The organism is Agrobacterium sp. 22094 (assembly GCF_052046015.1).
GTDB lineage: Bacteria > Pseudomonadota > Alphaproteobacteria > Rhizobiales > Rhizobiaceae > Agrobacterium > Agrobacterium cavarae.
This window is the reverse complement of record NZ_JBQEPX010000001.1, coordinates 1,788,087-1,805,856: the sequence shown is the minus strand read 5'-3', so window position 1 is coordinate 1,805,856 and position 17,770 is coordinate 1,788,087. Positions and strand designations below refer to the sequence as shown.

22 protein-coding genes are annotated in these 17,770 nt (G+C 58.0%); 14 read left to right on the top strand and 8 right to left on the bottom strand.

Translation table 11 applies throughout. From position 1 onward, the window contains the following. Positions 1–120: 120 nt before the first annotated feature. Positions 121–1,239, bottom strand: a complete 1,119-nt coding sequence (locus tag ACTJK5_RS08780; protein WP_062439030.1) for a DnaJ C-terminal domain-containing protein — start codon at positions 1,237–1,239, stop codon at positions 121–123. A gap of 212 nt (positions 1,240–1,451) precedes the next feature. Then, positions 1,452–1,901 carry an RT0821/Lpp0805 family surface protein gene (locus ACTJK5_RS08775; RefSeq protein ID WP_082479170.1) on the bottom strand — a complete coding sequence of 150 codons (450 nt, stop codon included), beginning with the start codon at positions 1,899–1,901 and terminating at the stop codon, positions 1,452–1,454. Between the two features lie 57 nt (positions 1,902–1,958). Here ACTJK5_RS08775 and pdxH point away from each other — a divergent pair, with 57 nt between their 5' ends. Together pdxH and ACTJK5_RS08765 are read left to right on the top strand one after the other, a co-directional pair. Further along, entirely contained in the window at positions 1,959–2,579 is a 621-nt protein-coding gene (pdxH, locus tag ACTJK5_RS08770; protein ID WP_440612184.1) for a pyridoxamine 5'-phosphate oxidase, read from the top strand. Between the two features lie 169 nt (positions 2,580–2,748). Then, positions 2,749–3,060 carry a pyrophosphatase gene (locus ACTJK5_RS08765; protein WP_440612183.1) on the top strand — a complete coding sequence of 104 codons (312 nt, stop codon included), beginning with the start codon at positions 2,749–2,751 and terminating at the stop codon, positions 3,058–3,060. Here ACTJK5_RS08765 and ACTJK5_RS08760 read toward each other — a convergent pair. From ACTJK5_RS08760 to ACTJK5_RS08740, 5 genes are all read right to left on the bottom strand, one after another. Then, positions 3,057–3,716: an HAD family hydrolase gene (locus ACTJK5_RS08760; protein ID WP_440612182.1), complete on the bottom strand. Its 660-nt coding sequence runs from the start codon at positions 3,714–3,716 to the stop codon at positions 3,057–3,059. The two genes, ACTJK5_RS08765 and ACTJK5_RS08760, sit on opposite strands and share 4 nt — an antisense overlap. 24 nt (positions 3,717–3,740) lie before the next feature. Next, positions 3,741–4,178, bottom strand: a complete 438-nt coding sequence (locus tag ACTJK5_RS08755) for a bleomycin resistance protein (protein WP_312809130.1) — start codon at positions 4,176–4,178, stop codon at positions 3,741–3,743. Then, on the bottom strand, positions 4,102–4,722 hold the full coding sequence (locus ACTJK5_RS08750) for a GrpB family protein (protein ID WP_440612181.1): 621 nt from the start codon (positions 4,720–4,722) through the stop codon (positions 4,102–4,104). The genes ACTJK5_RS08755 and ACTJK5_RS08750 overlap by 77 nt, the downstream gene beginning before the upstream one ends. Positions 4,723–4,731: 9 nt before the next feature. Beyond that, a complete protein-coding gene (gene tldD, locus ACTJK5_RS08745) occupies positions 4,732–6,147 on the bottom strand; it encodes a metalloprotease TldD (RefSeq protein ID WP_440612180.1) in 1,416 nt (471 codons plus the stop codon). A gap of 139 nt (positions 6,148–6,286) precedes the next feature. Continuing rightward, positions 6,287–6,805, bottom strand: coding sequence for an invasion associated locus B family protein (locus ACTJK5_RS08740; protein ID WP_062425894.1), 519 nt, complete (start codon positions 6,803–6,805; stop codon positions 6,287–6,289). A gap of 367 nt (positions 6,806–7,172) precedes the next feature. Here ACTJK5_RS08740 and coxB point away from each other — a divergent pair, with 367 nt between their 5' ends. The 12 genes from coxB (at position 7,173) to ACTJK5_RS08680 (ending at position 16,786) form a co-directional block, all read left to right on the top strand. Then, positions 7,173–8,033, top strand: a complete 861-nt coding sequence (gene coxB / locus ACTJK5_RS08735; protein WP_440612589.1) for a cytochrome c oxidase subunit II — start codon at positions 7,173–7,175, stop codon at positions 8,031–8,033. 17 nt (positions 8,034–8,050) lie between these two features. After that, a complete protein-coding gene (gene ctaD, locus ACTJK5_RS08730) occupies positions 8,051–9,754 on the top strand; it encodes a cytochrome c oxidase subunit I (protein WP_113260024.1) in 1,704 nt (567 codons plus the stop codon). A 116-nt stretch (positions 9,755–9,870) separates the two neighbouring features. Continuing rightward, on the top strand, positions 9,871–10,824 hold the full coding sequence (locus ACTJK5_RS08725; RefSeq protein WP_440612179.1) for a heme o synthase: 954 nt from the start codon (positions 9,871–9,873) through the stop codon (positions 10,822–10,824). Next, positions 10,821–10,955: a hypothetical protein gene (locus ACTJK5_RS08720; RefSeq protein WP_153311095.1), complete on the top strand. Its 135-nt coding sequence runs from the start codon at positions 10,821–10,823 to the stop codon at positions 10,953–10,955. Before ACTJK5_RS08725 ends, ACTJK5_RS08720 begins: the two co-directional genes overlap by 4 nt. Positions 10,956–10,983: 28 nt before the next feature. After that, entirely contained in the window at positions 10,984–11,592 is a 609-nt protein-coding gene (locus ACTJK5_RS08715; protein ID WP_112359397.1) for a cytochrome c oxidase assembly protein, read from the top strand. A 109-nt stretch (positions 11,593–11,701) separates the two neighbouring features. Continuing rightward, positions 11,702–12,586 carry a cytochrome c oxidase subunit 3 gene (locus ACTJK5_RS08710; protein ID WP_062425889.1) on the top strand — a complete coding sequence of 295 codons (885 nt, stop codon included), beginning with the start codon at positions 11,702–11,704 and terminating at the stop codon, positions 12,584–12,586. Positions 12,587–12,718: 132 nt separating this feature from the next. Continuing rightward, entirely contained in the window at positions 12,719–13,099 is a 381-nt protein-coding gene (locus ACTJK5_RS08705; protein WP_062599454.1) for a DUF983 domain-containing protein, read from the top strand. Next, the gene (locus tag ACTJK5_RS08700; protein ID WP_440612178.1) at positions 13,068–13,844 is read left to right on the top strand and encodes an SURF1 family protein; all 777 of its coding nucleotides are present in this window, start codon (positions 13,068–13,070) and stop codon (positions 13,842–13,844) included. Before ACTJK5_RS08705 ends, ACTJK5_RS08700 begins: the two co-directional genes overlap by 32 nt. Positions 13,845–13,937: 93 nt before the next feature. Continuing rightward, positions 13,938–14,984 carry a 4-hydroxy-3-methylbut-2-enyl diphosphate reductase gene (gene ispH, locus ACTJK5_RS08695; RefSeq protein WP_440612177.1) on the top strand — a complete coding sequence of 349 codons (1,047 nt, stop codon included), beginning with the start codon at positions 13,938–13,940 and terminating at the stop codon, positions 14,982–14,984. A gap of 31 nt (positions 14,985–15,015) precedes the next feature. Then, positions 15,016–15,984 carry a homoserine kinase gene (locus ACTJK5_RS08690; protein WP_440612176.1) on the top strand — a complete coding sequence of 323 codons (969 nt, stop codon included), beginning with the start codon at positions 15,016–15,018 and terminating at the stop codon, positions 15,982–15,984. Further along, positions 15,981–16,424, top strand: a complete 444-nt coding sequence (rnhA, locus tag ACTJK5_RS08685) for a ribonuclease HI (RefSeq protein WP_062425884.1) — start codon at positions 15,981–15,983, stop codon at positions 16,422–16,424. Before ACTJK5_RS08690 ends, rnhA begins: the two co-directional genes overlap by 4 nt. Before the next feature lie 56 nt (positions 16,425–16,480). Further along, positions 16,481–16,786: a Dabb family protein gene (locus tag ACTJK5_RS08680; RefSeq protein WP_440612588.1), complete on the top strand. Its 306-nt coding sequence runs from the start codon at positions 16,481–16,483 to the stop codon at positions 16,784–16,786. An 83-nt stretch (positions 16,787–16,869) separates the two neighbouring features. On the opposite strand, the gene ACTJK5_RS08675 is transcribed toward ACTJK5_RS08680, so the two are convergent. After that, positions 16,870–17,766 (bottom strand): metal ABC transporter substrate-binding protein, encoded by an 897-nt coding sequence (locus tag ACTJK5_RS08675; protein ID WP_440612175.1) that lies wholly within the window; start codon positions 17,764–17,766, stop codon positions 16,870–16,872. Positions 17,767–17,770: the final 4 nt, after the last annotated feature.

The following is a 17,770-nucleotide window of genomic DNA, read 5'->3' as shown; positions in this document are numbered from 1 at the left end:
TCATATTCCAAAATGATCCTGCCTATGGCATAGGCAGAACCACTGTTCAAGAAGGCCTCAGATCATCTCATGTAAGGGATCGTAACAAAGGGTGCGTTGTTCACCGCTTTCGCGGAGTGGTCACAGGTAAAGGCCTTCGCGCATGTGGCGCATCAGGTCTGTTACTTTAGCATCCGGTGTTTCAAGCAGCACGATCCGCAGCTCGACGACAAGATCGCCGAAGGTGCCATCGTCCTTTTGCAAGCCTTTTCCAGGCACATGAATAGCCTTATCCGAACCAGACCAGGCCGGTACCGAGAGCTGCTGTTCTCCGCGAGGCGATTGAACCTTGGCCTCGCAACCGAGTACTGCATCGGCCAGTGCAATCGGTAGGCTCGTGTGGATATCGTAGCCCTTCACGGTGAACGCGTCGTCGCGTGCGGTCAAAACGGTGACGACGAGATCGCCACGTGGTGCGTCCGGCAGCTTGAGGCCCTGACCCTTCAGCCGAACCACATGTCCATCCGTAGCTCCGACCGGCAATTGAAAGCGCACATCGCGCTCGTCTGGCATGCGAAGCGTCACCTGCTTCTGAGCGATAATATCGCTCACGGTTACGATCGCTTCCGCCGTCATGTCGGGTGCTTTCTCCACGACCGGTGGAGCCGGTTTGAAGCGCCGGATAAGTGCATTGAAAAAGCCGAGCGCAACAGAGTTTCCGGCTTCCGCCGTCTCCTGAGCGGATGCGTCTTCGGCAGATCCAGCCACACCGCTCTTGCCCGAGTCCACGCCGCCCTTCACCTTGGCTTCCGCGCCGAAAATACGCTCCAGCATATCCTCGGGCGTTTCCGGCTTGGTGCTTCCGCTCGTGGTGGTGGCCGAAGGACCTTCTTCGCTTTCGGCGGTGGCTTTCTCGTTGCGCGCCTGCGCCCGAGCCAATTCTTCCATCAGCTTCTCGGCGGCCTTTGCACGTTCGGCAGCCTGGCGGGCGGCCTCACGTGCGGCTTCCCGCTTCTGCATGATGGTTTGTTCTCGCTGCTTGCCGTCCGAGGCCCGGCGCGCCTGGTCATAGAGACCGCGCTTCTTCGGGTCCTTCAACAGATCATAGGCCTGACCGATCTCGGTGAAGCGCGCGTTGGCATCCGGGTCATCGCGATTGTGATCGGGATGAACGGTCTTCGCCTTGGAACGCCAGGCGGCCTTTATCTCGTCCGAATCGGCATCGCGCTTGACGCCGAGAATAGAATAGGGATCACGCATCCGAACCACCAGTTACGCCCGAGACTGCAGCCGCCTGTTGAAGCGACCTGAAACAGAGGAAACTCGAGACCTGAACGTGCCAACCTTTGAAAATGTTGCACGATCAGTGTCTTGAACTGGATGGGACTGTGGCAAGAAGTTGCTAACCAGACCTTTACACACGCATGACTGAGCGTGTCGCGGGTCTCATCTCGCAGAATAAGGTAAATGCTTTACTTCTGATCGAAGCGGGTCATCAGCCATTCGCCTGTCTCAGAAAGGCAGGCTTGCCCGGTATAGCTCGCCACGCCTTCAAAGGAATGGCGCGTGGTATTGAAGTTGCGGCAGACGAAGCCCGTCGTTCTGTCTTCGCGGATGGCGGTGACAACACCGGCGCTGCCGGTCGCTGCATTTGCCCAGGGAACGGGGGATTCGGCAACCTTCACCAGATCGGCAGATGTCACGGCATTGCGAATGGTGGCATCATCGGAGAGCGCCGGCTGGGTCGGCTGGTTTGGCACGGAGGCCGTGGAGAGCGAGCGGTCGACTTTTTCGCCGCCGAAAAGATCAAGGCTGACACAGCCAGTCAGTGCAACGGCCAGAAAGCCGGCGGCAAAAACATTGACGACCGATGACAGGAAGCTCTTTGTGCGACTGTTCGACTTTGCTATGACGATCACCATCTCTTACCCAGAACTCATCTCTGGTACGCAAATCAGCTTTGGAGCATTTTATTCAATATGTCGGAATCGGGGTTAACATCTAGTGACTTCACGGAAGAAAATGAACCATTTGCGCTTTTCGCCGAATGGTTGCGTGATGCAACCGCGTCGGAGGTAAACGATCCAAATGCGGTGGCGCTTGCTTCTGTGGATGAGGACGGAATGCCGAGCGTGCGTATGGTGCTGCTGAAGGCGGCGGACGAGCGCGGCTTCGTGATCTACACGAATTTCGAGAGCCGCAAGGGGCGCGAACTTCTTGGGCAACAGAAAGCCGGCTTGTGCTTCCACTGGAAAAGCCTGCGCCGACAGGTGCGTGTTCGTGGTCTTGTAGAGGTGGTGTCGGACGAAGAGGCGGATGAATATTATGCCTCGCGACCGCGCGGTAGCCGCATCGGTGCCTGGGCTTCCAAGCAGTCCCGACCGCTGGAAAGCCGATTTGCACTTGAAAAGGCGGTGGCGGAATACACCGCCAAATATGCGCTGGGTGACATCCCGCGTCCGCCATACTGGTCTGGCTTTCGCATCAACCCGCTGACCATCGAATTCTGGCACGACCGGAAATTCCGCCTCCACGACCGGGTGGAATTCCGGCGTGAATCCACCGACGCCCCATGGGCGAAGGTCCGCATGTACCCCTAAAGCGCCGTGCGTCCTATTGGACGCACAATGGACGCTTCACCGTTCTGAACCGACGCATCGTGCTTTCCGAAAATCGGGTCCGATTTCGGGCCGATGCCGTAAGCGGAATGGCCGTCGACAGTAGCGGGCGAATCGTGGTCAGTGTTCGCGTGAACGAAGGGGGAACGTGATGCTGGCTGACCTGATGCAAAAATTCGAAAAGGCCTCGGCAAGCTACGCTCTATCAAACAGTATCGAGCGTGATCCTGACTGGTTCATGCTGAAGCTGCAGGAAGAGGTCGGCGAGGTGACGCAAGCGTGGAACCGCTTGACGGCGCGTGGTCGGGCGAAGGGCAAAACGCCAGAGGAAATGAGGCAAGACCTTTCCGATGAGGTCGCAGACCTGCTCGGCCACGTCCTTCTGCTTGCCTATCACAACCAGCTGGATCTCATCGGTTCGATCGAACGCAAATGGCGCTTCGATCCTGCTGCTATCGACTAGCCGAGCGTCCTTTCATCACGAAGCAGGGCAGCGACCTCCGACAGGCCGGAGCAGATCGCAATGCACGTCTCCCGCATACGCTCGGTCGCAGGCGCGACATCCGGCACCATCACCGTTATCATCCCGGCGGAGGAGGCGGATTGAACGCCGTGATAGGAATCTTCCAGCGCCAAGCATTCCGCAGGATCGACGCCAAGACGTTGGGCAGCGGTTAGATAGGGCATGGGGGAGGGCTTCGGCTCGGTATAATCCTCGCGCGCCACGATGTGATCGAAGCGGTCAAGGAGATTATGGGGCCCAAGATGTCGATTGACGGATTCGTGCCGGGATGAGGTGGCGATGGCGCGCGGAAGCTTAAGATCGTCCAGGAGGTCGAGCATCTTCACGACGCCCGCCTTGAGTTCGACGCCGCCGGCCATGCTGACGGCCAGATGACGCAGCCATGCGTCACGAAACGCATCCATTGGAAAATCAGCGCCATGTTCGGCAATGATCGTGCCGCTGATGACATCCCAGGGACTTCCGCAGACACGCTGGTACAGTTCCACAGGCAAATCGTGCCCACCATCCTGCGAAGCCGCCAGGAAGGAATCGCGATAAAGCGTCTCGGTGTCGATCAGAACGCCGTCCATATCGAAGACGACTGCTTTGGGCATGCGAGGTAGTGTCATGTCCATGCCTTACCCGAACCGAAAGACGCGTTCGCCGAGGCTCTCGAATGGGCGAATGAGATAGCCATCCGGATCGGCGACGACGAACTGCCGGTTACCGACCTCAGTCTCCCCTTTGCGGTACCATTTCTCTTCAAGCGGAAGAAAAAGTGGCACGCGCGCAAGCTCCAGCCTGTCGAGGATGGGTTGAAGGGACGGGACAGCGAGTTGCAGGTTCATGCCCCGTCCGAAGGGGAAGTGGATTGGCGCATTCTCCTGCTCGAAGGTGCGTCCGGCACCGATCTGGTCGATCATCAACTGGGCGTCGCCAAGCGCAAGATAGGTGAAACCTTCTTCCGGTCGCTCATAGACGACATGAAAGCCGATCAGGTCACAATAGAATGTCCGGCTCTTGTGCCAGTCCGTGACGGCCAGTTCGGGAACGAGTGCATTGGAAACGAAGGTCATCTTTTCCTGATCGGGGGAGAGGGCGCTTAGGGCGCGGATGCGGGGACGTGTCGGTATTCAGCGTCTCGCGAATGAAGTCGGACTTGGCGCGGGTATAGGCATCGCTATCGTCCATATATTTCTCGGCGAGAGCCATCTTAAGCGTCGCATAGTGATTGGCAAGAGAGGGGTTCTGGCGGAGGATATCACGGAAACGCAATCTGTTCTGACGGGTGAGTCTATTGGGCGGGCAAAGATAAACGCGCAGACCCGGCAACGGATCCCGAAGCGTAAAGGCAAACACTCCGTCACCATGGCGAGACCCGCGCGGCTCGAGGCCAGCGGCTTGCATGCGCGCCCTGCTATCGTCCATCTGCGTGGAATGTTTCAGAACAACGTCGATATCAATATAGGGCTTGGCGGCGAGGCCGGGAACGGCCGTGCTGCCGACATGCTTGATGCCTTCGGCAATGTCGCCCAACAAGGCCTCAAGACGGTCTTGGGTCTCGCGATAGAGACGCGGCCAGTCAGCATTATAGGGAACGATCTTGACGAGCGTCCCCATCTGCAGACCTCAGGCCTTGGTGCCGCCGACCGTGATCTGGTCCATGCGTAGATGCGGCTGACCAACACCGACAGGCACCCACTGGCCGGCCTTGCCGCAATTGCCGATGCCGGTGTCGAGCTTCATGTCGTTGCCGATCATGGTCACACGCTTCATCGCATCCGGTCCGTTGCCGATCAGCATGGCGCCCTTGACCGGTGCGCCGATCTTGCCATTCTCGATAAGATAGGCCTCGGTGCATCCGAAGACGAATTTGCCCGACGTGATGTCCACCTGGCCACCGCCGAAGGAGACGGCGTAGATGCCCTTCTTGACCGACGCGATGATCTCTTCCGGAGTCTTGTCTCCGCCAAGCATGTAGGTGTTGGTCATGCGCGGCATGGGAACGTGGGAATAACCCTGCCGGCGTCCGTTGCCCGTCGCCGTCATGCCCATCAGCCGGGCGTTTTGACGATCCTGCATATAGCCGACAAGCTTGCCGTTTTCGATCAGCACATTGTAGCCGGACGGCGTGCCCTCGTCGTCCACCGTCAGCGAGCCGCGACGGTTGTCGATGGTTCCATCATCCACCACTGTGACGCCAGGTGCTGCGACCATCTCACCAAGCAGGCCTGCGAAGGCCGATGTCTTCTTGCGGTTGAAATCGCCTTCGAGACCATGCCCGACCGCCTCGTGCAGCATGACGCCGGGCCAGCCGGAGCCGAGCACGACATCCATTGTGCCGGCAGGCGCGTCGATTGCCGTCAGATTGACCAGCGCCTGGCGCAGCGCCTCGTCAGCGCCCCGCTGCCAGTTCTCGGTGGTAATGAAATCACCGAAGCCGACACGTCCGCCAATACCGTAGGAACCGGTCTCCTGGCGATCGCCTTCACCGGTGACCACGGAGATATTGATGCGTGTCATGGGGCGAACGTCACTGACGCGGTGCCCATCGGCGCGCAGAATGTCGACGATCTGCCAGCTTGCTGCAATCGATGCCGTGACCTGGCGAACCTTGGGGTCTTTGTCGCGCAGATAGGTGTCGATCTCGGTCAGAAGCTTGACCTTTTCCTCGAAGGAGGGCGAGCCGATCGGGTTTTCGTCGCCATAGAGCTTCTTGTTGGTGCGCTGGGGTGCTGCCGCATAAGAGCCGGAGTAGCCCTTGGTCACCGCACCAACCGCATCGGCTGCGCGTTGCAGTGCTGCGGTCGAAAGTTCGCCCGCATGGGCGTAACCGACCGTCTCGCCGACAACGGCGCGGAGGCCAAAACCCTGATCGGTAGTGAAGCTGCCGCCTTTCAGGCGGCCATTGTCGAAGGTGAGCGACTCCGCCTGGGCATGTTCCACGAAGAGTTCGCCATCATCGGCGCCTGCAAGCGCGTCCGCGACGCGGCTCCGCAACGTCCCCTCATCGCAATCGAAAAGCGTCAGAAGGTCTTGGGTCATCGCGTACTCCAGGCGTCAGCATCCATCATCTATTCATGTGAGATTTAGGTGCTGGAATGTGGCGGCGCAAGCCGCCTCACGGGTCTGTTTGGGAATTGTCGATCGGGCGAGCGCTTCTGTCCGCCAGCCACAGCATACGTCAAGGAAGCGCGTCATATCCTTCAGCAAAGCCGCTGAGTTCGATCGGAATACCGACGCGATCCTGGTCGACCGATTCACGCAATGCGAAAACCGCGTGCTTTCCCGCACGCAGAACCTTCATCAGCTCGTCGTCGATGTCGACTTCCACATAGCAGCCCTCGGAAAAGCAGCGGGTGAAATAGGCGCGGCCGATATTGTTATTGTCGATGTAGAGTTCCATTCCATCCTTCAGCAGCACGCCAAGCGGTGCGAGGATGCGAAGAATGCGGGATTTGCGGTCGGCGGTCTTCAGCACGACGACGGAAAGGCCGACTTCCGGGCGGTCGTCGGCAATGACGTTCTGCATCAATGCGCATTGCTCTTCGGACGCGCCCGCGGGCTTGTCGCAGATGACCGACCATGAGCCGTGGGTGGACTTCGGCGTACCAGGCGGCTGCTGGGCGACGCTCGCGCCGGACGCGAGAAGAGAGAAACCGGCGGCGACAAGAGCGGCGCGCGCAATCGGGGGCAGACGCATGGATACCTCTGGAATTCGAATCAGTGCGGCTATTTTGACGTCCGGTGCTGGAAATGAAAGAGCCGGGTCTCTCATTTCCAAGTGAGTACGGCCAAAATAGGACCTGCGGAGGCTTAAATCCAATAGGGCTTCAGGAATGATGAGTGCCGCTTTCGGTTTATCGATACGGTTTCAACGATGCGTGTGTGGGAAAAATTAGGGGGAAGAAAAATGCCACTCTGCAAAAGCTGGGCGATATTGCGGCGGCGGGCAAACTATGATTTGAGTCTAATACTATAAGCATGGATTCTGTGCCTGGGATTGATCATGACCGGGTGCGTGAGGGAGAGGTACCGTGATTACTAGGATTAACGCAGCGTTTGCGGGCATGATCTGTCTGCTCTCGGCTGTCGGCGCCCGCGCTGACCAGCCGAAGGATTGGCAGATGGGATTGCAGGAGGCCGCAACGCCAATCATGCACGAAATTCGTTGGTTTGAACAATATACCCTGTGGTTTATCGTTCCCGTCACGCTTTTCGTTCTCGTCCTGCTCATTCTCGTTGTTGCGAAGTTCAGGGCATCCAAGAATCCGGTACCGTCCAAGACCAGCCACAATACGGCGATCGAAATCATCTGGACCCTGGCTCCAGTTCTCATTCTTCTTTTCCTGGCATTCCCGTCCTTCAACCTGCTCAACGCGCAGCTGACGCAGCCGGAAAATCCTGACCTGACATTGAAGGCAACCGCCACCCAATGGCAGTGGAACTACGAATACCAGGCGGCGGAAGGCTCCGAGCCTCTGGCCTTCGACAGCTACTTGTTGAAGGATGCCGACCGCGCTGCTGCCGGCAAGGAAAACCGCGCGATCTATCCGCGCCTTCTCGCCGTTGATAATGAAATGGTCGTTCCGGTGAACAAGACGGTTCGTCTTCTCGTCACCGCTGCGCCGACGGATGTCATTCACGCGTTTGCGATGCCGGCCTTCGGCGTCAAGATCGACGCCGTTCCTGGCCGTCTGAACGAAACCTGGTTCAAGACGGAAAAAGAAGGACTTTACTACGGTCAGTGTTCCGAGCTTTGCGGCAAGGATCACGCCTTCATGCCGATTGCCATACGGGTGGTTTCCGAAGAGCAATATAAAACCTGGGCTGCTGCCGCTGCTTCTGATTTGAGCGGTGCCAACCGGGCGCTGATGGCTTCTGTGGATGGCGCAAGCGCCCTTCGCGTCGTTGCAAATGAAACCAACTAAGGCAAGGGGTGAGGACAATGGCTGGACATTCCGCACACGACGACCATCACTCTCATGATCGTGTCGCCCATGGTGCGCATGGCGACGATCATGCGCACCACGATCATATGCCGAGCTTTGCGCAGCGCTGGTTCTTTTCGACCAACCACAAAGATATCGGCACGCTCTATCTGATCTTCGCAATCATTGCCGGCATCATCGGCGGCGGCCTTTCGGTCGTCATGCGTATGGAGCTTCAGGAACCTGGCATCCAGATCTTCCACGGTCTGGCAACAATGGTCTATGGCTTCGAAGGTGACGCAGCCATCGACGGCGGCAAGCACATGTACAATGTGTTCACCACCGCGCATGCGCTCATCATGATCTTCTTCATGGTCATGCCCGCCATGATCGGCGGTTTCGCCAACTGGATGGTGCCGATCATGATCGGCGCGCCGGACATGGCTTTCCCGCGCTTGAACAACATCTCTTTCTGGCTGCTCGTGCCCGCCTTCATTCTGCTTCTTCTTTCGCTCTTCGTCGAAGGTCCGGCAGGTGCCTATGGTGTGGGTGGTGGCTGGACCATGTATCCACCGCTGTCAACGAGCGGTATGCCGGGGCCGGCGGTCGATCTTGCGATCTTCGCGCTTCACGTTGCCGGTGCATCCTCGATCCTTGGTGCGATCAACTTCATCACCACGATCCTCAACATGCGCGCGCCCGGCATGACGCTGCACAAGATGCCGCTGTTTGCCTGGTCCGTGCTTGTCACCGCCTTCCTTCTGCTTCTGTCGCTTCCGGTTCTGGCAGGTGGCATCACCATGCTTCTGACGGACCGCAATTTCGGCACCACCTTCTTCTCTCCTGACGGCGGCGGCGACCCGATCCTCTACCAGCACCTGTTCTGGTTCTTCGGTCACCCGGAAGTCTACATTCTGATCCTGCCCGGCTTCGGCATCATCAGCCACATCGTGTCGACCTTCTCGCTGAAGCCGATCTTCGGTTACCTTGGCATGGCCTACGCCATGGTCGCGATCGGTGCCGTCGGCTTCATCGTGTGGGCACACCACATGTACACCGTGGGCCTCTCGCTTGAAGCGCAGCGCTACTTCGTCTTTGCAACCATGGTGATCGCGGTGCCGACCGGCATCAAGATCTTCTCCTGGATCGCAACGATGTGGGGCGGCTCGCTGACCTTTACGACACCGATGATCTGGGCAATCGGCTTCATCTTCCTCTTCACGGTGGGTGGTGTTACCGGCGTTCAGCTCGCCAATGCCGGTCTCGACCGTTCGCTGCACGACACCTACTACGTCGTGGCGCACTTCCACTACGTGTTGTCGCTCGGTGCCGTCTTCGCCATCTTTGCTGGCTGGTACTACTGGTTCCCGAAAATCACCGGCTACATGTACAACCAGAAAATCGGCAATCTGCACTTCTGGGTCATGTTCGTCGGCGTCAACCTGATCTTCTTCCCGCAGCACTTCTTGGGTCTGGCCGGCATGCCGCGCCGCTATATCGACTATCCGGATGCCTATGCGGGCTGGAACCTGGTATCGTCCTACGGCTCCTACATCTCGGCGGTTGCCGTCCTGATCTTCCTCTTCGGCGTCTGGGAAGCCTTCGCCAAGAAGCGGATCGCTGGCGACAATCCCTGGGGTCCAGGTGCCACCACGCTGGAATGGCAGCTGTCGTCTCCTCCGCCTTACCACCAGTGGGAGCAGCTTCCGCGCATCCGCTGAGGCATTTTGTCCGAGCGTTTTGTCCGGCGTAACATGATAGATGTCAGTTTTACGCCGGGCGAAATGAGAAGTGGCGCCGCATTGCGATGGGGCGCCTTTCGGGAAAGCAGGAAATAATGACCGTTATTGACAATCGCGACACGCTGGCAATCGACTCCGCCTCGCTTTCGGAAGCCGGCGCGCGCGATTACTTCGAGCTTTTGAAACCCCGAGTCATGTCGCTCGTGGTTTTCACGGCCGTTGCCGGACTTATTCTCGCCCCGGGCGAAATCAATCCGATCCTCGGCGTGATTGCGATCCTTTGCATCGCGGTCGGCGCAGGGGCGTCGGGCGCGTTGAATATGTGGTACGATGCCGATATCGATGCGGTCATGTCCCGCACGGCCAAGCGCCCCATTCCATCCGGCCGGATTGCGCCGGGTGAGGCGCTTGCCTTCGGACTGACGCTCTCGGTCTTCTCGGTTGCTATTCTGGGTCTCGCGGTCAACTGGTTTGCTGCCGGTCTTCTGGCCTTTACCATCTTCTTCTATGCTGTCGTCTATACGATATGGCTCAAGCGCTCGACGCCGCAGAACATCGTGATCGGTGGTGCTGCAGGTGCTTTCCCGCCCATGCTCGGCTGGGCTTGCGTCACGGGCAACGTGTCCCTCGACAGCACCATCCTGTTTCTGATCATCTTTTTGTGGACGCCTGCGCATTTCTGGGCCTTGGCGCTCTTCAAGATGCGCGATTATGGCTCTGTCGGCATCCCGATGATGCCGAATGTCGCCGGGGAACGCTCGACCAAGAACCAGATGATTGCCTATTCCGTCCTGACCATGGCGGTCGCCGTGGCACCTTATTTCTCCGGTCTCGCCGGATTGGGCTATGGAATTTTCGCCGCAGTGCTGAGCGTCATCTTCGTCTACTGTTCTATCACCGTTCGGCGCATGCCGGATGGCGATGAAAAGATGATGCCGGCAAAGAAGATGTTCGCTTACTCGGTATTCTACTTGTTTGCGATTTTCTCCGCGCTTCTGGCCGATCATCTCGTGCCGTCCTTTGTCACGATGTTTGGGGGTGCGGCATGATCGAGACTGTAAAGCTCAACGAAGCGCAGAAGAGGTCGAGGCGCGGGAGAAATATCGCGCTAGGCCTCACGCTCGCGGCCCTGGTGGTGCTCTTCTACATCATCACCATCATCAAGATCGGCGGTCACTAGACCGGACGACGCTCGGGAGGAGGGAGACATGGCAACAGCTCAAAAGACGACGGGAAGCAGAAAGACGAGCAACGGCTCGATCCTTGTGCTGTGTCTTGTCTTCGTCTGCGGCATGGTCGGCATGGCCTATGCCTCTGTGCCTCTTTACCGGCTGTTCTGCCAGGTTACCGGCTATAACGGCACCACACAGCGCGTCGAGCAATATTCCGATGTCATCCTCGACAAGACGATGAAGGTGACGTTCGATTCCAATACCTCCAACGGTCTGAACTGGGACTTCCGACCGGTGAACAAGATGGTCGAGCCTCGGATTGGCGAGACGATCCAGGTGACCTTCAAGGCAACCAACCGTTCTCCCGTGGCAACGACGGGGACAGCCGTCTTCAACGTGACGCCGATGGAAGCCGGCGCCTATTTCAACAAGGTGCAGTGCTTCTGCTTCACCGAGACGACGCTTCAGCCGGGTGAGACGCTGGAAATGCCGGTGGTTTTCTTTATCGATCCTGAAATCGTCAAGGCTCGGGAAACGAAGAACATTCATACACTGACCTTGTCCTATACATTTTACCCGTCGAAAACGGAAAAACCGGTTGCGTCCTTGCCGGCAAAGACGGAACGTGACGAAACGAGACTTTGAGAGAGGGAGGCGTGGTTGCAAGACCGCGCCAGGGAATGAGCCGGTCGCCTGATATCAGGTCAGCGAGACGGGTTCGCGAAATTGGGAAGAGCCTTCGGGGATTGATCACATGGCCGATACGCATCAGAAGAACCACGACTATCATATCATAAGCCCGAGCCCATGGCCGCTTCTGGCATCGATCGGCGCTTTCGTGCTGACCTTTGGCGGCATCTGTTACATGCGCTACCTGAATGGCAGTTCCTTCAAGCTGTTCGGCTTCGAACTTGCCAATCCCTGGATGTTCTATATCGGCCTCGTGATCGTTCTTTACACCATGTATGCGTGGTGGGCGGATACGATCAAGGAAGGCGATGAGGGACACCATACGCCGGTCGTCTCGCTGCATCTGCGCTACGGCATGATCATGTTTATCGCCTCGGAAGTCATGTTCTTCGTGGCATGGTTCTGGGCGTACTTCGATGCAAGCCTATATCCGCATGAAGCCATCCAGGCAGCGCGTCTTGCCTATACGGGCGGTCAGTGGCCGCCGAAGGGCATCGAGGTGATCGATCCGTGGCATCTGCCGCTTTACAACACCATCATCCTGCTGTTGTCGGGAACTTGTGTTACCTGGGCGCACCATGCTCTGCTGCACAATGACCGCAAGGGCATGATTACCGGCCTGGCTCTGACCGTTGCGCTTGGCGTGCTTTTCTCAGCGGTACAGTTTTACGAATACGTCCACGCTCCGTTCGATTTCAAGAATTCGATCTACGGCGCGACATTCTTCATGTCCACGGGCTTCCACGGCTTCCACGTCTTCGTTGGAACCATCTTTCTGCTGGTCTGCCTGTTCCGTGCCATCGCCGGCGGGTTCACGCCAAAGCATCACTTCGGCTTCGAAGCAGCGGCCTGGTACTGGCACTTCGTCGACGTTGTCTGGCTTTTCCTCTTCTTCGCCATCTACATCTGGGGCGGTTGGGGCGCGCCACTGGCGGAGACTGGCCACTGACGAGACTTGTAGAGGGCGGTGCATTGCTGCCGCCCTACGCTTGATGGCGAAGGGCAAGTGTCGCTTCATCTAGCGGCGAATTGAGCGCGGCAGGTTGCCGCGCTTCTTGTATCCAGGGATGGAGGAGCTAGGATGCACGATACTGGAGAGTTCCCTCCCGTCGATCCTATCAAGGTCGGACTGCAAGGCTGCTGCCCCCGCTGTGGGCGCGGCAAACTGTTCGATGGATTTATCAAGCTAAAACCACGTTGCAGCGCGTGCGGGCTGGATTATGCTTTTGCCGACGCTGGCGATGGTCCGGCCGTCTTCGTCATGCTGATCGTCGGTTTTCTCATCATCGGCCTTGCACTCTGGTTCGATTCCGTTTTCGCGCCGCCAGTCTGGCTTCATGCCTTGATCTGGCTTCCCTTGACGGTGATCGTTTCGCTACTTCTGCTGCGCAAGTTCAAGGGTATCATGGTGGCACTGCAATATCGCAACAATGCCAGTGAAGGTAAAATCGACCATGGCTGACCCCGCCGGTCTCAAGCCATCTCACCGGCGCTTATGGTTTGCCGGTCCGCTGGTGCTTCTGTTGCTGATTATTCTCCTGTCGCTCGGTACATGGCAGACGAAGCGCCTTTACTGGAAGGAAGCCCTGCTGAGCGAAATCGACCTCCGGGTCCATTCCGCTCCTGTTGAACTGAGCGAAATCGAGACGATCGCCTCGTCGGGTGGTAACATCGAATATCGCACCGTTCGGCTTTCTGGCGTTTTCGATCACGCCAAGGAGCGGCACTTCTTCGCCACGCATCAGGGGCAGACGGGCTATTATGTCTATACACCGCTGACGTTGGATGACGGTCGGGAAATCTTCATCAACCGTGGCTTTGTGCCTTACGACATGAAAGATCCAGCCAAGCGTGAGCAGGGGCAGATCGCTGGTCGTGTCACGATCGAGGGGCTGGCGCGCGCGCAGCTTGCGGCCAAGCCATCCATGATGCTGCCCGACAACGACCTTGCCAAGAATATCTTCTACTGGAAAGATATTCACGCCATGGCCAAGAGTGCCGGCGTTCCTGCCGAAAAGCTCGTGCCGTTTTTCATTGATGCCAATAACGCACCCAATCCGGGCGGCTGGCCAAAGGGCGGCGTGACGCTAATCGACCTGCCCAATAATCACCTGCAATATGCGATTACATGGTACGGTCTCGCAGCCGCCCTTGTCTTCGTGGCCGGTTTTGCCTATGTGCGGAGCATGAAGGGCCCGAAGGAGTAGGGCAGCCTCGCTTGCACGGCTTGCTGCTGGCGGGCGACAATCATCGGGCAACGCTTGCGGTGTCTATGAAATGCGGGAGGCAAAGGAGCAGGAATGAACATGGCCGTGTCCAAGCCGCCTCTCACCATCAGGCTCTGTGGCCCGCGCGGTTTCTGCGCCGGTGTGGATCGTGCGATCCAGATCGTGGTCCTGGCGCTGAAAGCCTATGGCGCTCCTGTCTATGTGCGCCACGAGATCGTCCATAACCGCTACGTGGTCGAGGGGCTGGAAGCGAAGGGTGCGATCTTCGTCGAGGAACTCAACGAGATTCCTGCCGAACATCGCCAGCAGCCTGTGGTGTTCTCCGCCCATGGCGTGCCGAAATCCGTGCCGGAAGACGCGCAGGCGCGTAACCTTTTCTATCTTGATGCCACATGTCCGCTTGTCTCCAAGGTCCACAAGCAGGCCATGCGCCACCAGCGACTTGGTCGCCATGTCATCCTCATCGGCCACGCCGGCCATCCGGAAGTCATCGGCACCATGGGGCAGTTGCCCGAGGGCACCGTATCGCTGATCGAGACGGTGGAAGACGCAGCACTTTATCAGCCGCTCGATGCCGAAAACCTCGGATTCGTGACGCAGACGACGCTCTCCGTCGATGATACGGCGGGCGTCATCGCCAAGCTGCAGGAACGGTTCCCGGCCATGCAGGCGCCAGCGGCCGACAGCATCTGCTACGCCACCACCAACCGCCAGGATGCGGTGAAGCAGGCAGCCCCCGGCTGCGACCTCTTCATTGTCGTCGGCGCGCCGAATTCGTCCAATTCGAAGCGTCTGGTGGAAGTGGCCTTGCGTGCCGGTGCTCAGCGCTCCGTGCTGGTGCAGCGTGCCGCAGAAATCGACTGGAGCGAAATCGGCGACGTTCGCACCGTCGGCCTATCGGCAGGTGCATCCGCGCCGGAAGTCATCGTCGATGAGATCATCCAGGCCTTTAAGGAACGCTTCGACACGACGCTTGATCTTGCCGTAACGGTAGAAGAGACCGAGCATTTTCTGGTGAATCGCGAGCTTCGCAATATTGAACTCACCATCGATGACATGGCATTCGTCAATGGCAGCGCGAGCGACGCACTTCCTGCGAAAGCCGCGCTGAACGGTTGATCCTTTTTCATTCCTTTTCAAGAGAATTCCATTGGCAGTTTACACGGACATCACCGAAGACGAGCTGAGACAGTTTCTTGGCCAATATGACGTCGGCGAATTGACCTCCTATAAAGGGATCGCCGAGGGTGTCGAAAACTCCAATTTCCTGCTGCACACGACGAGAGACCCGCTGATCCTGACGCTCTACGAGAAGCGCGTGGAGAAGTCTGATCTGCCATTCTTTTTGGGACTGATGCAGCATCTGGCAGACAAAGGTCTGTCCTGCCCGCTACCCCTGCCGCGAAAAGACGGTGCGCTACTGGGTGAGTTGTCCGGCCGTCCGGCAGCGCTGATTTCGTTTTTGGAAGGCATGTGGCTTAGAAAACCTGAAGCCAAGCATTGCCGGGAAGTCGGCAAGGCGCTGGCGGCCATGCACGTGGCGGGCGAAGGATTCGACATCAAGCGGCCAAACGCTCTTTCACTCGAGGGTTGGAAGGTGTTGTGGGAGAAGTCCGAAGCCCGCGCCGACGAAGTCGAAAGCGGTCTGAAGGACGAGATCGATCCGGAAATCGCCTTCCTTGCCGCCCATTGGCCGAAGGATTTGCCGTCGGGCGTCATCCATGCCGATCTCTTTCAGGACAATGTCTTCTTCCTGGGCGATGAGCTTTCCGGCCTGATCGACTTCTATTTTGCCTGCAACGATCTTCTCGCCTATGACGTCTCGATCTGCCTCAACGCCTGGTGCTTCGAGAAGGATGGTTCCTATAACGTCACCAAGGGCAAGGCGCTGCTTGAAGGCTATCAATCGGTGCGCCCGATGAGTGAAGCCGAGCTGGAGGCCATGCCGATTCTGGCGCGTGGCTCCGCACTGCGCTTCTTCCTGACCCGCCTCTATGACTGGTTGACGACGCCCGCTGGCGCTCTGGTGGTCAAAAAGGATCCGCTTGAATATCTGCGCAAGCTGCGCTTTCACCGCTCCATTGGCCATGTGGCCGAATATGGTCTGGTGGAAGAATGAAGCATGTCGATATCTTCACCGATGGCGCCTGTTCGGGCAATCCCGGACCGGGCGGCTGGGGTGCCGTACTTCGCTATGGCGAGGTGGAAAAGGAACTGAACGGCGGCGAGGCAGACACCACCAACAATCGCATGGAACTGATGGCGGCCATCGAGGCGCTCAATGCGCTGAAGGCCCCGTGCGAGGTCGATCTTTACACCGATAGCGCTTACGTCAAGGATGGCATCACCAAGTGGATTTTCGGCTGGAAGAAAAAGGGCTGGAAGACGGCCGACAATAAACCGGTCAAAAACGTCGAACTCTGGCAGGCGCTGGAGACGGCGCGCGAGCGACACAAGGTCACGCTGCACTGGGTCAAGGGTCATGCCGGACATCCGGAAAACGAACGCGCCGATGAACTGGCGCGAAAAGGCATGGAACCGTTCAAACGGCGGTCATGAAGCGATGGTGTAGTCTCGGACCGAGCTGCACAGTCGAAGAGGAGAGACACTTGACGATACTTCACTGCGTATTCCTGCGGTTTAAATCCGCTACCACCACGTCCGACAAACATGCGATCTATGAGGCAATCATGGCGCTCAAGGACGTCATTCCCGGCATTTCCGACATCAAGTGCGGCCAGAACGTATCGTCGGAAGGCTTGAATGGTGGGTTTTTGGATGGCTTCATCGTCACCTTTGACAGCACCGAAGCGCGCGACGACTATCTCGTGCATCCGGAACACGTCGAGGTTGGCGAACGCCTGGCTGGCCTGACCGATGGCGGCCTGGCCGGTATCCTCGTTTTCGACATGGCTGTCTGACCACACGTAGCCGAGTTTCCGGCATCGAAGATTAATGGCCCTCGTCACCCGGCTTGGGGTAACGAGGGCCATTCAGTTTCAAATCAACTGGACTTGTTGATGGCGTCGGCGATCTTGTCGACGTTGTAGCGGAACATCTTCTCATATGTTGGTGCAGGGCCATTCGCCTTGGAGAGGGACTCGACATAGAGTTCACCGCCTGGGGCAGCGCCCGTTGCCTTGGCCACCTGCTTGACCAGTCTCGGGTCATTCGAGTTTTCGAAGAAATAGGTTTTGACGTGCTCTGCCTTGATCTGCTCGATCAGCTTTGCCAGGTCGCCGGCAGAGGCTTCCGTTTCCGTCGAAACGCCGAGCGGCGAGAGGAACGTGACGTTGTACTCACGGCCGAAATATCCGAAGGCGTCATGGCTTGTGAGGATCTTACGGCGATCCTGCGGGATGGGATCGAACTTCTGGTGCGCGTAACGATCCAATTCATCAAGCTTCTGAAGATAGGCGGCAGCATTTGCCTTGAAATCATCCTTGTCGGCCGGGTCGGCGGTGGCAAGCGTCGTCTCGATATTCTTCACCCATACCTTGACGTTGACCGGGCTGTTCCAGACATGCGGATCGGTCACAGTCTTGCCATCCTCATCCATCTCGCGCGTCTTGATGCCCTGGGACACATCGACAGGTGTTCCCTTGTAGCCCGACGCGGAAATCAGCCGGTCCATCCATCCTTCCAGACCAAGCCCGCTGACAAAGACGACATCTGCGGCATTAAGGCTTTTTGCATTCACAGGCGACGGTTCGAACTCATGAGGGTCGCCATCCGGCTTGACCAGGCTGGTAACGGTCACATGCTTGCCGCCCACCTGCTTGACCACATCGGCAAGCACGGTGAAGGAGGCGACGGCTTTCACCTCTCCCGCCAAAGCGGCGGTGGAAAAGGCCATGGCGATGGGAAGTGCGGTCGAAAGAAGGAAGAGGCGTGGTGACATTGGC

What these genes read in the sequence shown, in the direction of transcription:
- ACTJK5_RS08780 (WP_062439030.1), bottom strand. Translation starts at nt 1,239, where the DNA reads ATGCGTGATCCCTATTCTATTCTCGGCGTCAAGCGCGATGCCGATTCG.
- ACTJK5_RS08775 (WP_082479170.1), bottom strand. Translation starts at nt 1,901, where the DNA reads ATGGTGATCGTCATAGCAAAGTCGAACAGTCGCACAAAGAGCTTCCTG.
- pdxH (WP_440612184.1), top strand. Translation starts at nt 1,959, where the DNA reads ATGTCGGAATCGGGGTTAACATCTAGTGACTTCACGGAAGAAAATGAA.
- ACTJK5_RS08765 (WP_440612183.1), top strand. Translation starts at nt 2,749, where the DNA reads ATGCTGGCTGACCTGATGCAAAAATTCGAAAAGGCCTCGGCAAGCTAC.
- ACTJK5_RS08760 (WP_440612182.1), bottom strand. Translation starts at nt 3,716, where the DNA reads ATGCCCAAAGCAGTCGTCTTCGATATGGACGGCGTTCTGATCGACACC.
- ACTJK5_RS08755 (WP_312809130.1), bottom strand. Translation starts at nt 4,178, where the DNA reads ATGACCTTCGTTTCCAATGCACTCGTTCCCGAACTGGCCGTCACGGAC.
- ACTJK5_RS08750 (WP_440612181.1), bottom strand. Translation starts at nt 4,722, where the DNA reads ATGGGGACGCTCGTCAAGATCGTTCCCTATAATGCTGACTGGCCGCGT.
- tldD (WP_440612180.1), bottom strand. Translation starts at nt 6,147, where the DNA reads ATGACCCAAGACCTTCTGACGCTTTTCGATTGCGATGAGGGGACGTTG.
- ACTJK5_RS08740 (WP_062425894.1), bottom strand. Translation starts at nt 6,805, where the DNA reads ATGCGTCTGCCCCCGATTGCGCGCGCCGCTCTTGTCGCCGCCGGTTTC.
- coxB (WP_440612589.1), top strand. Translation starts at nt 7,173, where the DNA reads ATGATCTGTCTGCTCTCGGCTGTCGGCGCCCGCGCTGACCAGCCGAAG.
- ctaD (WP_113260024.1), top strand. Translation starts at nt 8,051, where the DNA reads ATGGCTGGACATTCCGCACACGACGACCATCACTCTCATGATCGTGTC.
- ACTJK5_RS08725 (WP_440612179.1), top strand. Translation starts at nt 9,871, where the DNA reads ATGACCGTTATTGACAATCGCGACACGCTGGCAATCGACTCCGCCTCG.
- ACTJK5_RS08720 (WP_153311095.1), top strand. Translation starts at nt 10,821, where the DNA reads ATGATCGAGACTGTAAAGCTCAACGAAGCGCAGAAGAGGTCGAGGCGC.
- ACTJK5_RS08715 (WP_112359397.1), top strand. Translation starts at nt 10,984, where the DNA reads ATGGCAACAGCTCAAAAGACGACGGGAAGCAGAAAGACGAGCAACGGC.
- ACTJK5_RS08710 (WP_062425889.1), top strand. Translation starts at nt 11,702, where the DNA reads ATGGCCGATACGCATCAGAAGAACCACGACTATCATATCATAAGCCCG.
- ACTJK5_RS08705 (WP_062599454.1), top strand. Translation starts at nt 12,719, where the DNA reads ATGCACGATACTGGAGAGTTCCCTCCCGTCGATCCTATCAAGGTCGGA.
- ACTJK5_RS08700 (WP_440612178.1), top strand. Translation starts at nt 13,068, where the DNA reads ATGCCAGTGAAGGTAAAATCGACCATGGCTGACCCCGCCGGTCTCAAG.
- ispH (WP_440612177.1), top strand. Translation starts at nt 13,938, where the DNA reads ATGAACATGGCCGTGTCCAAGCCGCCTCTCACCATCAGGCTCTGTGGC.
- rnhA (WP_062425884.1), top strand. Translation starts at nt 15,981, where the DNA reads ATGAAGCATGTCGATATCTTCACCGATGGCGCCTGTTCGGGCAATCCC.
- ACTJK5_RS08675 (WP_440612175.1), bottom strand. Translation starts at nt 17,766, where the DNA reads ATGTCACCACGCCTCTTCCTTCTTTCGACCGCACTTCCCATCGCCATG.